Source organism: Chryseobacterium daecheongense (genome assembly GCA_027920525.1).
In the GTDB taxonomy this organism is placed as follows: domain Bacteria; phylum Bacteroidota; class Bacteroidia; order Flavobacteriales; family Weeksellaceae; genus Chryseobacterium; species Chryseobacterium proteolyticum.
Genome location: CP115858.1, coordinates 1,996,711 through 2,011,646, shown reverse-complemented (window position 1 = coordinate 2,011,646; position 14,936 = coordinate 1,996,711). Strand labels below are relative to the sequence as shown.

At 33.1% G+C, this 14,936-nt stretch carries 11 protein-coding genes; all 11 read left to right on the top strand.

The features are described from left to right. Positions 1-7 precede the first annotated feature (7 nt). The 11 genes from PFY10_08840 to wecC all read left to right on the top strand — a co-directional run bounded on the left by PFY10_08840 (position 8) and on the right by wecC (position 14,927). Complete coding sequence (locus PFY10_08840) at positions 8-1,522, top strand: glycosyltransferase family 39 protein (protein ID WBV58552.1); 1,515 nt, start codon at positions 8-10, stop codon at positions 1,520-1,522. 74 nt (positions 1,523-1,596) lie between these two features. Then, positions 1,597-2,502, top strand: a complete 906-nt coding sequence (locus tag PFY10_08835) for an NAD(P)/FAD-dependent oxidoreductase (protein WBV58551.1) — start codon at positions 1,597-1,599, stop codon at positions 2,500-2,502. A gap of 225 nt (positions 2,503-2,727) precedes the next feature. Next, on the top strand, positions 2,728-3,993 hold the full coding sequence (locus tag PFY10_08830; protein WBV58550.1) for a serine hydroxymethyltransferase: 1,266 nt from the start codon (positions 2,728-2,730) through the stop codon (positions 3,991-3,993). A gap of 59 nt (positions 3,994-4,052) precedes the next feature. Next, the gene (locus PFY10_08825) at positions 4,053-4,514 is read left to right on the top strand and encodes a regulatory protein RecX (protein ID WBV58549.1); all 462 of its coding nucleotides are present in this window, start codon (positions 4,053-4,055) and stop codon (positions 4,512-4,514) included. 438 nt (positions 4,515-4,952) lie between these two features. Next, positions 4,953-6,902: a nucleoside-diphosphate sugar epimerase/dehydratase gene (locus PFY10_08820; GenBank protein WBV58548.1), complete on the top strand. Its 1,950-nt coding sequence runs from the start codon at positions 4,953-4,955 to the stop codon at positions 6,900-6,902. 72 nt (positions 6,903-6,974) lie between these two features. Then, a complete protein-coding gene (locus PFY10_08815; protein ID WBV58547.1) occupies positions 6,975-7,781 on the top strand; it encodes a polysaccharide biosynthesis/export family protein in 807 nt (268 codons plus the stop codon). 212 nt (positions 7,782-7,993) lie between these two features. Then, on the top strand, positions 7,994-8,701 hold the full coding sequence (locus PFY10_08810; protein ID WBV58546.1) for a polysaccharide biosynthesis/export family protein: 708 nt from the start codon (positions 7,994-7,996) through the stop codon (positions 8,699-8,701). Between the two features lie 8 nt (positions 8,702-8,709). Beyond that, positions 8,710-11,046, top strand: coding sequence for a polysaccharide biosynthesis tyrosine autokinase (locus PFY10_08805; GenBank protein WBV58545.1), 2,337 nt, complete (start codon positions 8,710-8,712; stop codon positions 11,044-11,046). 73 nt (positions 11,047-11,119) lie between these two features. Beyond that, on the top strand, positions 11,120-12,448 hold the full coding sequence (locus tag PFY10_08800) for a nucleotide sugar dehydrogenase (GenBank protein ID WBV58544.1): 1,329 nt from the start codon (positions 11,120-11,122) through the stop codon (positions 12,446-12,448). Between the two features lie 133 nt (positions 12,449-12,581). Continuing rightward, positions 12,582-13,709: a UDP-N-acetylglucosamine 2-epimerase (non-hydrolyzing) gene (gene wecB / locus PFY10_08795; GenBank protein WBV58543.1), complete on the top strand. Its 1,128-nt coding sequence runs from the start codon at positions 12,582-12,584 to the stop codon at positions 13,707-13,709. 9 nt (positions 13,710-13,718) lie between these two features. Then, a complete protein-coding gene (gene wecC, locus PFY10_08790; GenBank protein ID WBV58542.1) occupies positions 13,719-14,927 on the top strand; it encodes a UDP-N-acetyl-D-mannosamine dehydrogenase in 1,209 nt (402 codons plus the stop codon). Positions 14,928-14,936: the final 9 nt, after the last annotated feature.

Sequence of the window (14,936 nt, the reverse complement as noted above, 5' to 3'; positions counted from 1 at the left end):
TTGACCTATGAAGAAAAGCTATCTTATTCTTTTCGTTTTTATTATTGCAAAATTTATTCTTCAATATTTATTGATTAACCCCGAATACGAATTACATCGGGATGAGTTTCTTCATATTGATCAGGGAGATCATCTTGCGTGGGGATATTTGTCCGTTCCACCAGTTAGTTCTTGGGTGGCATGGTTAATTAAAATATTAGGTAGATCAGTATTCTGGGTTAGATTTTTTCCGGCTTTATTTGGGGCGCTGACTATAGTTGTGGTGTGGAAGATCATTGAAGAGTTAAAAGGAGGATTGTTTGCTCAGATTTTGGCTTCTTTTGGGCTATTATTTTCTGTGCTTTTGCGATTAAATATGTTTTTTCAGCCTAACTCTTCGGAAGTGTTTTTATGGACTTTATTCTTTTATATTTTAATTAAATACATATATACAGAGAAAATAAAATGGCTTTATTCCGGTGGGATAATTTTTGGTTTGGGTACTTTAAATAAATATAATATTGCTTTTCTGGCATTGGGTTTTATCCCTGCACTTTTGTTAACAGGCCAAAGAAAGATCTTTGCAAACAAGCACACCTATTGGGCTGCACTTGTAACTTTAGTTATTATTTTTCCTAATCTCTTATGGCAGTATAATAATAACTTCCCTGTTATTCATCATATGAAGCAGCTTTCAGAGAATCAATTGGTCAATGTGAATAGATTTGACTTTTTTAAATCTCAATTACTATTCTTTATAGGAGTTACATTTGTTATCATATTGGCTTTCTACGCCCTGTTATTTTACAAACCATTTGAAAAGTTCAGATTTTTCTTTTGGGGATATGTAATTGCAATATCTCTGTTTGTCTTTTTTAAAGCTAAAGATTATTATGCAATTGGTCTTTATCCTGTTTATATTGCCTTTGGGTCAGCTTATTTAGATCACATTTTAGAAAGCGGATGGAAAAGATTTCTTAAACCACTCTGTATACTTTTCCCTATACTATTATTTATTCCCATGTATTGTATTTTGTTTCCTAATAAGAGTCCTGAGTTTATTGTGAATAATCCGGAGCGTTATAAAAAATTTGGATTGTTGAGATGGGAGGATGGAAAGGATCACTCATTACCTCAGGATTTTGCAGATATGCAAGGGTGGAAAGAATTAGCACAAAAAGTAGATAAAGAATATTATAAATTATCAAAGATAGGAAAGACTTTAGTTTTATGTGATAATTATGGTCAAGCTGGAGCTATTAACTATTATTCAAAGATGGGAATAAAAGCTGTCTCATTTAATGCCGATTATATCAACTGGTTTGATCTTAAAGACAAATATTTTAACTTGATAAGAATAAAAGATAATGATAATGAGCTAAAAGAGACTGGTCCTTACTTTGAAATTTCAAGAAAAGCTGATTCTATTACCAATCCTTTTGCCAGAGAAAAAGGTACTCTTATTTTTAGTTTCAGTCGGGCAAAAATAGATGTTAGGCCGAAATTAAAAAATGAGATCGATGATAATAAAAGGGAATTTTGAAATAATTCATTATTGCAACTTTATTGCATTATTAAAAAATTATTTTATCTTTGTCTTAAATTTTATTTCACACCATGGAAGTAAACCCTTATGATGTTATAATAATTGGAGGCAGTTATGCTGGTCTTTCAGCTGCAATGGCTTTAGGAAGATCTTTGAGAAATGTATTAATTATTGATGGAGGAAAACCTTGCAATGAGCAAACACCTTATTCTCATAATTTTCTGACACAAGATGGAAGGACTCCCCGGGAGATTAGTGATGAGGCTAAATCTCAGGTGAAAAAATATAGTTCTGTAAAGTTTTATGATGGTATTGCGAGTAAACTTCTGAAAATAGATAACGGATTTGAAGTCGAAACTCAGTCACTAGAAAGATTCAAATCTAAGAAATTGATTATTGCCACTGGAATTAATGATATAAAGCCAATTATTCCAGGATTCAAAGATTGTTGGGGGATTTCTGTTTTACACTGTCCGTATTGTCATGGGTACGAAGTGAAAAATGAGAAAACAGGAATTATGGGTAATGGCGATTTTGCCTATGAGTTTTCAAAAATGATTTCACATTGGACGAAAGACCTTACTCTGTTTACCAATGGAAAGGCAGAGCTCACAGAAGATCAGATCAGAAAGTTACAAGAAAAAAAAATTAATATCAATGAAAATGAAATTACGGAATTGAAGCATAGGAACGGGATCATTGAAAGTGTCGTCTTTAAAGACGGATCAAAAGTTTCTTTAAAAGCTGTCTATGCTAAAGTTCCTTTTGAGCAAAATATAAACGTTTCACAGGATTTAGGCATCGAAATAACTGAGTCAGGCCATATAAAAACAGATGCTTTTTATAAAACCAATGTGTATGGTGTTTATGCCTGTGGTGATAGCTCTTCAATGATGAGATCTGTAGCAAATGCTGTCGGATCTGGAAATACCGTTGGTGCTATGGTAAATAAGGAGCTTATTGAAGAAGAATTTTAATTAAATTTTAAGTGTTTTTAGTATTCCTTGCTGTATTAATATAGCAGGGAATATTTTTTTTATAAGAAGTGATGGGCACTTTTTCACTGAGATTTTAAGCTAGATAGGGATTGAGAAATAAATTGTGTTTTATATTATTTTATCCCAAAAATCATATTTTTATGAATAAAATCTTGTTGAAAATTCCGTACATTTGGGGTGAAAAATCTCAAAAACTAAAAGTAAATGGATATTATTTTCGACCTGATTGAAAAGGAAAAACAAAGACAAACTCATGGATTGGAGCTTATAGCATCGGAAAATTTTGTTTCTGATAATGTAATGAAGGCGATGGGGAGTGTATTAACAAATAAATACGCAGAAGGGTACCCTGGTAAAAGGTATTATGGTGGATGCGAAGTAGTAGATGAGGTCGAAACATTAGCAATAAACAGAGCAAAGGAGCTTTTTGGAGTTGACTATGTAAATGTTCAGCCTCACTCCGGATCTCAGGCTAATGCAGCTATTTACCTTGCCGTTTTGAAACCCGGAGATAAAATTATGGGAATGGATCTTTCCATGGGAGGACATCTGACTCATGGTTCAGCCGTTAATTTTTCAGGAATTCAGTATAATGTTGTTTCTTATGGCGTACAACAGGAAACAGGTTTGATTGATTACGATCAAATGAGAGAAGTTGCTTTGAGAGAAAGACCGAAAATGCTTATTGCCGGTTTTTCCGCTTACTCCAGAGACCTGGATTATGCAAAATTCAGAGAGGTGGCAGATGAAGTAGGTGCTACTCTGTGGGCTGACATTGCGCACCCGGCAGGTTTGGTTGCAAAGGGATTACTGAATTCCCCATTTGAACATTGCCACGTAGTGACTACAACTACTCATAAAACACTAAGAGGGCCAAGAGGAGGAATGATCATGATGGGTAAAGATTTCGAAAACACGTATGGTCATAAGACACCTAAAGGAGAGATCAAAATGATGAGTCAGGTTTTAGATGGTGCAGTATTTCCTGGAATTCAAGGAGGACCTCTTGAACATGTGATTGCTGGTAAAGCAATTGCTTTTGGAGAAGCTTTGGATACTCAGTTTGAGACTTATGCAAAACAAGTTAAATCTAATGCTCAAGCTTTAGCAAAGGCAATGATCAGTAGAGGGTTTGATATTGTGAGCGGGGGGACAGATAACCACTTAATGCTTGTCGATCTTAGAAATAAAGGCGTTAATGGTAAAGAGACTGAAAAAGCATTAGTTCTGGCAGATATTACATGTAACAAAAATATGGTTCCTTTTGATGATAAATCACCATTTACTACATCTGGAATCAGACTAGGAACTGCAGCAATTACAACAAGAGGATTAAAAGAGCAGGATATGGAAACTATTTCAGAACTCATCTCCGAGGTTGTTGATAATATCAAGAATGAAGAAGTTATTGCATCTGTAAAAAAGAAAGTAAATGAATTAATGGAAGGGAAAGCTTTGTTTAATTACTAAATTTTACTTCAATTTAAATACTAAGAATGGGCACTTTGCTCATTCTTTTTTTATAATATATGGATAAGAAATCTTATACTTTTGAAGAAATCAAACAAAAGCTGGTTAACTATTGTGTTTATCAGGACAGATGTCATGCTGAAGTTGAACAAAAGATGAAAGAATTCATGCTGATCAACGAAGCTAAAGAGGAGATTCTTTTATATCTGATTCAGGAAAATTATCTGAATGAGGAGAGGTTTGTAAGAAGTTATATCAGGGGAAAGTTTTATATAAAGCACTGGGGGAGAAATAAGATTCGGATGAATTTAAAGCAAAAGCAAATTTCCGAAAAGCTTATTCAATCCTGCTTTAATGAAATAGATGAGAACGATTATTTTAAAACCCTTAAAAAGATTTTTGATGATCACTATTCCAAATCAAGTGGGCTGAAAGAGTACCAGAGAAAAACGAAAACAATCAGTTATTTAATAGGCAAGGGGTACGAATATGAAATAATCCTGCAGGTTCTTGAGAATTAATATATATGTAATTTACGTTCCGTTTATTTTCTGTTTAAAAAAAATAGCTTTGTTGAAATTTTAAGAATAATAAATTATAACAATTATACTGTGAATTGAGCTGTAGTTTTATATAAGACTTTTATATGTAATATCTTACATTGTTTTATTAAAAAAAAATTAAAATTTTAAAAGAAATTAAAGTAAGTGGCACGAAAAATGCATGTGGTTTGCAATATTTATATTTTGAAATTTATATCTGAAAAACAATGAAAATATGATATAAATAGCGTAAAAAGTATGGAGATTGTGTATAAATTTTTTTATAGACAATAATATGTGTTAGAAATAGTTTTTATTGGAAATAGATAAAGTAGAAAAAAGAAATTAAACAATTGCATTAAAATTATGAATAATATCTATTACCTTTGCCCCGCTAATAAAATCACCTAATGTTGAATGAAAAAGTTGCATGAAGCTTTTAATGCTCTTTACAATGGCGATAACATTGTGAAAATCACGAAATTGAGATATATACCGAGATGGTTGGTTATCATTATCGATATTTTAATTATCTTTTTTTCAATTTTGCTTTCACGTCTTTTCTTAAGGAATCTGGATGTAAAAGTTAATTTTCCGGAATATGTTGTTCAGAAAAGGATTTTAGTAATTGGGATTAATATCCTGTTTATGTATGTCTTCAAAACCTATGCAGGTATTATAAGACATTCTACTTTCTTTGATTTTTTCAAGATTATACTATCATCAGGAAGTACATTGGTCAGTCTTTTGATTATCAATTACATTTCACAGATGGCCATGGGTACATCACTCTTCCTGTATCCTAATCTGTTTTTATATTTCCTTATTTCGGTATCCATCATGTTCTTTTTCAGGATGGTTACCAAGCAATTCTTTAATATGCTGATTGATATTAAAGGTGCTTCTTCTAAAGTAAGAATAGCAGTGGTAGGTGTTGGAGAGGCTTCTGTAGCATTGGCTCGCGCCATTATGCATAATCCTAACTATCCCTATCGATTACAGGGATTTCTAACTGGAAGATCAGACTCAAACAGAGCTTTACTATTGGGCTACAAGATTTATAATAAAAATCAGTTTTTTAAAAGTGAAAAATTAATCAAGCAGTTTGATGCTGTATTGTTGATTAAAGAGATTATGACAAAGCAGGAAATCGAAGAATGGATGACCTTAGCTTTGGATAGTGGTTTAAGAGTGCTGAAGGCTCCGACACTTAGTAAGATGCGAGATAGTGATCTTGTTGGAGGAATCAGCCAGCTTCAGATTGAAGATTTACTGAATCGTAAACCTATAAAAATAGAGAGCGAAGATGTTAAAAAGAGACATTTTGATAAAAATGTTTTAGTTACAGGAGGTGCTGGTTCTATTGGAAGTGAAATTGTTAGACAAGTTGCGCAGTTCAATCCTGCATTAATTGTAGTTCTTGATCAGGCAGAGTCCCCATTATATGAATTGGAATTAGAACTTCTGGAAAAATTTCCTGAGCAACGATTTAAATTTGTATTGGCAGATATTTCTAACAGTTACAGATTAGAAAAAGTGTTTGAAGACTATCAGTTCTCAATGGTATATCACGCGGCTGCATACAAGCACGTTCCGTTAATCGAAGAAAATCCGCATGAAGCTATTTTTGTAAATATCTTAGGGACAAAGAACGTTTCTTTATTATCGAAAAAGTATAAAGTAAACCGTTTTGTGATGGTTTCTACCGATAAGGCTGTTAACCCTACCAATGTAATGGGGGCGTCAAAAAGAGCAGCAGAATTGTTTGTTCAGTCTTTACAGAATTCTCCGGGAAATACTACTAAGTTTATTACTACGCGTTTTGGGAATGTATTGGGATCAAACGGTTCGGTTATTCCTCACTTTAGAAAGCAAATAGAAAAAGGAGGTCCCGTTACGATTACTCACCCGGACATTATTCGTTACTTTATGACAATTCCTGAAGCATGTGAACTTGTACTTCAGGCAGGAACTATGGGTAATGGAGGAGAGATTTATGTATTTGATATGGGTGAACCTGTTAAGATTTTAGATCTTGCTAAAAGAATGATAAAACTATCTGGTTATACGCCAGATGTAGATATAAAAATTACTTTCATTGGTTTAAGACCGGGAGAGAAATTATATGAGGAACTTTTAAGTAATAATACTGTTACCATTCCTACACACCATGAAAAGATTTTGATCTCAAGAGATCCGATAATGGAATTCGATGAGGTGGATATGCTATGCAAGCAGATTATATTAGCTGCTGTTAAAAGAGATAAATTACAGGTAGTTAGAATTTTAAAAACTATTGTTCAGGAGTTTATAAGCAATAACTCCGAGTTTGAAATTTTGGATAAAGAACCATTAGTAGAAGACTAATTGAGTGTAATGAAATCAATGCATAGTTTGTAAAAAAATAATTATCCTATTTTTGTGGAAAAATTATCAGGAATGAGTTTAAAGTATTTTATTTATGGTGCTGTAAGTTTAGCAATGTTTTCTTGTACAACGAGACAGGATATCAATTATATGAAAGATATTGATAGTATTACACTCGAAAATTCGATTAAAAATAGCAGGATTGATTTTCAGCCTGGAGATCAATTGATTATTACAGTTTCAGCAAAGGATATGGATGTAGTAAAGCCTTTTAATCAGAATTATTCTTCAGGTAGTACAGTTGCTCAATACACATTGCCTAGTTCCAATAATCTTCCCCAGCAGGTTCCGGCGTCCGGACCAACTTATGTCATAGATACCAATGGTGATATTGTTTTTCCTCAGATAGGAAAAGTAAGCACTAAAAATGAAAATATTGAAACATTAAGAACCAAGCTCACAGGATTAATTTCGGAGTATGTAAAAAGTCCTATTGTAGATATAAAACTTATTAATTTTAAAGTTTCTGTTCTGGGAGAAGTTTCTAAGCCAGGGACATATGTGATACCAGATGGAAATACAACCTTATTAGGAGCGATTGGTCTAGCAGGAGATTTAACTGCTTATGGAGTAAGGAATAATATTTTAATTGTTCGAAATGTTGACGGGCAGATCAGTAAAGAAAGAATAGATCTTACAAGTGCTAATTTTATAAATTCTCCTTACTATTATCTTAAACAAAATGATGTAGTATATGTTCAGCCAAATGCTAACAGGGAAAAAGCAGCTAGGGTAGATCCTAATACTGGACTTTACATTTCTGTTGCCTCTGTAATTGCTTCAATAACTGTAGGTATATTGGCATTGATTAAAAATTAATAAATAAAATTTTAGAATAGATTGTCACCAGCAGGTGAACATTAAATCACAAATTAGTAGAAAAAAATAGCTTGTTCGGATGTAATCAATAAATAAAATTAAAGACAAGCGACAGTAGATTAAATAATATCATGAATAAAACTATTATTACTTACCTTATAATTTTGTCAGCGGTTTTGGCATCTTGCAAGCCTAAACAAAATATGGTATATATGGCACAGCATAATATGGAGGAGGAAGTGGCTAAAGCAAAATTTCAGGGGTTACATATACAAGAAAGTGATGTGCTTCTGATTCTCGTTTCTGCGCTTGATGAGATAGCAGTAAAACCATTTAACCTAAATACTGCAAATCGTGTTGGAAGTGAGTCTCCAAATGGTATAACTCAATATGTACAACCCAGTGAGTATATGGTAAATGAAGAAGGATATATTAATTTTCCTGTGTTAGGAAATGTTTATGCAAAAGGGATGACACAAATACAGTTAAAGCAGGAATTAGAGTCCCGTTTAAAAAGATATCTTACAGATCCTTTAGTTACCATTACTTTGAAAAATTTCAATGTTAGTGTTTTAGGTGAGGTTAAGCTTCCTGGCCAAAAAGAAAGTCCTACACAAAAGCTTAATATCTTTCAGGCATTAAGTCTTGCGGGAGATATGACAGATTTTGGAAATCGAACAAACGTAAAACTTATTCGTTCAGGAGACGATGGTTCGGATCAGGTTGTTAATTTAGACTTATCAAGATCGGATATAGTAAATTCACCTTACTACTACATGAAACAAAATGATGTTCTTTATGTAGAACCTGATCATAATAAGCAAATACAGGCAAACTCTAATCCAAATAGAGCTCTTACATTTCAAATTATTGCTTCAGCATTGGCAGCAGCAACCCTCGTTATTTCTTTAACCCGATAAACTAGAACATGCAGCATATAGAATTTCAGGAAAAAGAAGAAGTATTAGATATAAAGAAAATTATCGGGCAATATCTAAGAAAATGGCCCTGGTTTATTGGATCCATTTTAATGTTTATGATTGGAGCCTACATCTATCTAAGATATTCTATTCCTCAATATCAATCAAAAACTACTCTTAAATTTGATAAAAAGGAAACAGATCTTACTTCTGCACTTGCGGATTTGGATAATTTGGGGATAGGCTTAGGAAATGCTGATGAGATGAAAAGTGAAGTAGCTGTAGTTACATCCCGTCCAATACTTATGCAGGTTGTTAAAAACTTAAACCTAAGTGTTCAATACTTTAGTGCTGGAGAAATTAAGGATTCGGAATTATTTACACAGATACCGATTACAGGTAAAATACTTTCATTTAAAAATGAAAAGAAATTTAAATCTGCAGAATATAATGTTAGTGAAGTAGGTGATCATCAATTTACATTAATTGATGATAAGAAAGCTGAGTTTAAAGGAGAATTTGACAAACCTCTACATTTGAAGTTCGGAACAGTTATTCTACATAAAAATTCTGCAATTAAATTTCGTTCAAAATATATAATAGTATTTTGGAATCCGATTGAGAGAGTTAAAAAATTAGAGGAAAAGATTAAAGTAGATCTACCGGATCAAAAAGCATTGTTGATGGATATCAGTTTGATAGGTGGAGTTCCGGAAAAATCAGAAGCTATTCTAAATGAAGTCACAAAGCAATATAATTTGGATGGTCTGAGAGATAAAAATTTACAGGCAAAAAATACACAAGAATTTATTGATAAAAGGTTAGAGGTTATTACCCGTGATCTGTCTGGAGTAGAAAATCAAAAGGAGGATTTCCAGAATCGCAATCGTATCGTTGATCTTGAAATCCAGGCACAATTGGCACTTCAAAATACAAACGATAATACCAAAGCGCTTTTACAGCAACAAGCGCAGCTGGAGCTTTTGAACTCTTTAGCGCAAGAAGCTGCAAAAGGTGGAAACCAGCTTATGCCTTCCAATCTTGGACTCAATCTTTCACTGGAACAAGCTATTTCTCAATATAATACACTTCTTATTACCAGAAATAAAACACTAAAGCAGGCGACTAATGAAAACCCTGCTGTAGTGGAAATGAATAAAGAAATAGCTTCATTAAAAGAGATTGTTCGTGAGAATATTCGTCAGCAAAAGGAGACTGTGCAGGCAACTATATCACAATTTAATAATCAGATTGCAACAAGTAACGGACTTATTGAGAAGGTACCTGGACAATCAAAAGTGTATCGTGGAATAGAGCGTCAGCAGAATCTTAAGGAGCAACTATTTTTATTTTTATTACAGAAGAGAGAAGAAAATGCAATCAACTTATCTGTAAATGTTCCAAAAGCAAAAATTGTAAATCCCGCATTTACCGATGATATTCCCATATCACCTAAAAAGAGTATTGTTTTTCTGGGAGCTCTGTTCCTTGGAATACTGCTTCCCTTTGCCATATTTTATTTGTTCTTTATGTGGGATGATAAAATCTATAATCGTGACGATATTAAGGAGCGTTCTTCTTTAGGTATTTTAGCAGATATACCAACATTAAATGATAAAGAAAATCATTTAGTGCAAAAAAATGATTTTTCTGAATTAGCAGAATCTTTCAGAGTATTGGTTTCCAATCTTAAATTTGTGCTACCTGTTAAGGAATCAGCTAAAATTATTATGGTTACATCATCTGTTAAGGGAGAGGGAAAAACTTTAGTATCAGTTAATTTAGCACTTACATTAGGAAATAAAAATGGGCGGGCTCTACTTATTGGTTCTGATATCAGAAATCCGCAGATTCAGCGTTATGATAGTGAACCAGTGAAAAGAAAGGGGCTTACAGAATATCTATACGATGAATCTACTAATGTCCAAGATCTTATTCATACTTCAGATACCAATCCAAATTGTGATGTAATCTATGCTGGAAGTATTCCTCCTAATCCTCAGGAACTTCTTTCTAATGGTAGATACCAAAAACTTATCCACCAAATGGAATCACAATATGCATATATTATTATCGACTCTGCACCCCTTGTACTAGTATCGGATACTCTTAATATTGCAGATGTTGCGGATACAACTCTTTACGTGGTAAGGTCTGGGGTGTCAAGAAATGTATTAATAGATTTTACAAATGATTTAGTTAAAGATTCTAAACTTTCTAATGTATCCTTTGTTATTAATGATGTATCCAAAAGTGCTGGAGGTTATGGATATAATTATGGTTATGGATATGGATATACTAAAGATAAAAAGGAAAGCTGGTGGCAAAGATTATTTAAAAAATAATTTTGTTACTAAGCTATGGGATTAACAAGAGATATTATAATATTAGGAGTGACTTTTAGAAGGTACAATATTGATGGATACACAGATTAGAATTAGTATAATTGGTTTAGGATATGTTGGGTTACCATTAGCACGTTTATTTGCTACGAAATATCCAGTTGTTGGTTTTGATATTAACCAGAAAAGAATCGAAGAGTTAAATCACGGCACAGATCATACATTAGAAGTAGATAACAATATACTACAATCTGTCTTATCTAAAACAAACCCTTTTAAAGAGGCTTCAAACTCTAACATCTCACAAAAAGGATTGTATTGTTCATCAGAAGTAGATGATATTAAAGAAGCAAACATTTATATTGTCACAGTACCTACACCTGTTGATAAACATAACAGACCCGATTTAACACCATTATATAAAGCCTCAGAAACGGTAGCAAAAGTTCTTAAGAAAGGTGACATTGTTATTTACGAATCCACAGTATACCCCGGAGTCACAGAAGAAGAGTGTGTTCCAGTGTTAGAAAAAGTATCTGGTTTAAAATTTAATGAAGATTTTTTTGCAGGATACTCACCAGAACGTATAAACCCTGGAGATAAAAATCATACTGTAGAAAATATCTTGAAAGTAACATCAGGTTCTACAAAAGAAGTTGCAATTATTGTAGATGACTTATATAAGTCAATCATTAATGCTGGAACACATTTGGCTCCATCCATTAAGGTTGCAGAAGCATCTAAAGTTATTGAAAACTCCCAAAGGGATATTAATATTGCTTTTATAAATGAATTAGCTAAGGTTTTTTCGCTTATGAACATTGATACTAATGATGTTTTAGAGGCAGCTGGAACTAAATGGAATTTTTTACCCTTTAAGCCTGGTTTGGTTGGGGGGCATTGTATAGGGGTAGATCCTTTTTATCTAGCACAAAAAGCTCAGGAAATAGGATATTATTCAGAATTAATACTGGCAGCAAGAAGACTAAATGATTCTATGGGGGCATTTGTAGCCTCTCAGGTTATTAAGTTGATGATTAAAAGAGATATTAAAATAAAGGGTGCAAGAGTTTTAAACCTGGGTATCACTTTTAAAGAAAATTGTCCGGACATCCGTAATTCTAAAGTTATTGACGTTATTCAGGGATTAGAAGAATATGGTGTAGAAGTCACAACTTATGATCCTTGGGCAAAAAATGAGGAGGTCAAAGAGGAGTATGGATTTGAAATCATTAAAGATATTGAACAAATTAATGGTAGAATAAGCTCTCAAAAGTTTGACGCCATAGTACTTACTGTATCTCATAAGGAATTTTTAGACGTTGATTTATCAAAACTTTTAAAGGAAGAGGGAGTTATTTATGATGTTAAAGGCTTTTTAAGTCATTACGATTCTAGACTATAACCCTAAAAAATAAAATTATATTACTGTGCGATAGATTAGTAAAATTAAAAATCGCACGTGTTTTTTGATGATTGTAACTTTAATATTAAGAGTTCATCATAGATTTATTAAAAAAAGAATGGGAAATTAACTTATGAAAATTAAAAATCTTATCATTTTTGGGACACGTCCTGAAGCTATAAAAATGGCTCCGTTGGTAAAAGAGTTTAAAAAGAATGCTGATTTTGAAACCAAGGTTTGTGTGACTGCACAACATCGAGAAATGCTTGATCAGGTTCTGTCATTCTTTGATATCGAACCTGACTATGATTTAAATTTGATGAAACCTAATCAAAATTTATATTCACTAACAGCAGATATTATTACAGAAATGAAATCTGTTTTGGACGATTTTCAACCTGACTTTATTTATGTTCACGGTGATACTACAACCACTATGGCAGCAAGTATAGCTGGATTTTATTCCGGTGCAAAAGTTTGTCACGTAGAAGCTGGTTTAAGAACTCATAACAAACGATCTCCATTTCCAGAAGAAATAAACCGCCAGGTTACAGGACGTATTGCTGATTATCACTTTGCACCTACTGAGCAGTCAAAAAGCAATCTGATTTCGGAAAGTGTAGCTGAGAAAGATATCCTAGTAACCGGGAACACTGTAATTGATGCATTATTGGATAGCTCAGAAAGAGTTACGAAAATAGAAAACGATGAGATTGAATCTCTAAAAAATATTGTAGATACTAACAAAAGATTAATATTAGTAACCGGACACAGAAGAGAAAATCACGGACAAGGTTTTATTAATATTTGTGAAGCATTAAAGGAAATAGCGGTAGTAAATTCTGATGTTCAGATTATTTACCCTGTACATTTAAATCCAAACGTTAAAGGGCCTGTTTATGAAATTTTATCAGGAATAGATAATATTAAGTTAATTGATCCTTTAGCATACCCGGCTTTTGTTTGGTTAATGACACAATCATATATGATTATTACAGATTCTGGTGGCGTACAAGAAGAAGCTCCGAGCTTAGGAAAACCAGTATTAGTAATGCGTGATACAACTGAACGTCCTGAAGCTGTAGATGCTGGGACGGTAATTCTAGTAGGAACTGATAAAAACAAAATTGTTTCTGAAGCACAAAATTTACTGACAGATACCCAACGGTATCAAATGATGAGTGCCTTGCATAATCCTTATGGTGATGGAAAGGCATGTCAACGTATTGTCCAATTCATTAAACAAAATAGTAATATTTAAAATAAAAGTATGCAACCAAAAGTAGTAACGATAGGTTTAGGATATATCGGATTGCCAACATCCGCTTTAATTGCTAATAATAACATACCAGTACATGGAGTAGATATTTCTCAACATGTAGTGGATACCATTAATGCTGGTAAAATTCATATTGTAGAGCCGGATTTAGATGAAGCTGTGGCAGATGCAGTTAAAAATGGCTATTTAAAGGCGGACACAAAACCAGTGATTGCTGATACTTATTTGGTTGTCGTTCCAACACCATTTAAAGGAAATCATGAACCTGATATTTCATATGTAAAAGCAGCCACAAAGGTGTTGATCCCTCTATTAAAAGAGGGAGACTTGTATATTATTGAATCTACATCCCCTATTGGGACTACCGAAAAAATGATGGAATACATTTTTTCAGAGCGTCCGGAATTGGAAAATAAAATTTATTTGGCTTATTGTCCAGAAAGAGTACTTCCTGGCAACGTAATGTATGAACTGGTTCATAATGATCGTGTAATTGGAGGTGTAAATAAAGAATCTACCGAAAAAGCACTTGAATTTTACCGTCAATTTGTTAAGGGAGACCTTCATCCGACAAATGCTAGAACTGCAGAAATGTGTAAGTTAACTGAAAACTCCTCTCGAGATGTTCAGATTGCATTTGCTAATGAATTATCATTGATTTGTGATAAAGCAGGTATTAACGTATGGGAACTAATTCAATTGGCGAACAAACATCCACGTGTAAACATATTACAACCAGGTTGCGGAGTAGGAGGACATTGTATAGCTGTTGATCCATACTTTATTGTTGCTGATTTCCCTATGGAATCTCGTATCATCGCGCAAGCCCGTGCAACTAATAATTATAAATCATTCTGGTGTGCTGAAAAAATTAAGACAGCACGTTTAGAATTCGAATTAAAACAAGGGCGTCAACCTTCTATAGCTATTATGGGACTTGCTTTTAAACCCAATATTGATGACTTGAGAGAATCTCCAGCTATTCATATTGCAGAAAGGGTATTACAAGATTCAGGAGATGCTGACTTGTTTATTGTTGAACCTAATGTACAAGAACACAAGATTTTTAAATTAACAGATTACAAAGATGCAGTAAAGAAGGCGGATATAATTGTTTTCCTTGTTGCTCATAATGAATTTAAGAAGTTGGAAATTGCTGACGATAAAATCGTTATAGATTTTTGTGGCGTTAAATTATAATCATTAATA

What these genes read in the sequence shown, in the direction of transcription:
- PFY10_08815 (WBV58547.1), top strand. Translation starts at nt 6,975, where the DNA reads ATGAGTTTAAAGTATTTTATTTATGGTGCTGTAAGTTTAGCAATGTTT.
- PFY10_08825 (WBV58549.1), top strand. Translation starts at nt 4,053, where the DNA reads ATGGATAAGAAATCTTATACTTTTGAAGAAATCAAACAAAAGCTGGTT.
- PFY10_08835 (WBV58551.1), top strand. Translation starts at nt 1,597, where the DNA reads ATGGAAGTAAACCCTTATGATGTTATAATAATTGGAGGCAGTTATGCT.
- wecB (WBV58543.1), top strand. Translation starts at nt 12,582, where the DNA reads ATGAAAATTAAAAATCTTATCATTTTTGGGACACGTCCTGAAGCTATA.
- PFY10_08810 (WBV58546.1), top strand. Translation starts at nt 7,994, where the DNA reads ATGGCACAGCATAATATGGAGGAGGAAGTGGCTAAAGCAAAATTTCAG.
- PFY10_08830 (WBV58550.1), top strand. Translation starts at nt 2,728, where the DNA reads ATGGATATTATTTTCGACCTGATTGAAAAGGAAAAACAAAGACAAACT.
- PFY10_08800 (WBV58544.1), top strand. Translation starts at nt 11,120, where the DNA reads ATGGATACACAGATTAGAATTAGTATAATTGGTTTAGGATATGTTGGG.
- wecC (WBV58542.1), top strand. Translation starts at nt 13,719, where the DNA reads ATGCAACCAAAAGTAGTAACGATAGGTTTAGGATATATCGGATTGCCA.
- PFY10_08805 (WBV58545.1), top strand. Translation starts at nt 8,710, where the DNA reads ATGCAGCATATAGAATTTCAGGAAAAAGAAGAAGTATTAGATATAAAG.
- PFY10_08820 (WBV58548.1), top strand. Translation starts at nt 4,953, where the DNA reads ATGAAAAAGTTGCATGAAGCTTTTAATGCTCTTTACAATGGCGATAAC.
- PFY10_08840 (WBV58552.1), top strand. Translation starts at nt 8, where the DNA reads ATGAAGAAAAGCTATCTTATTCTTTTCGTTTTTATTATTGCAAAATTT.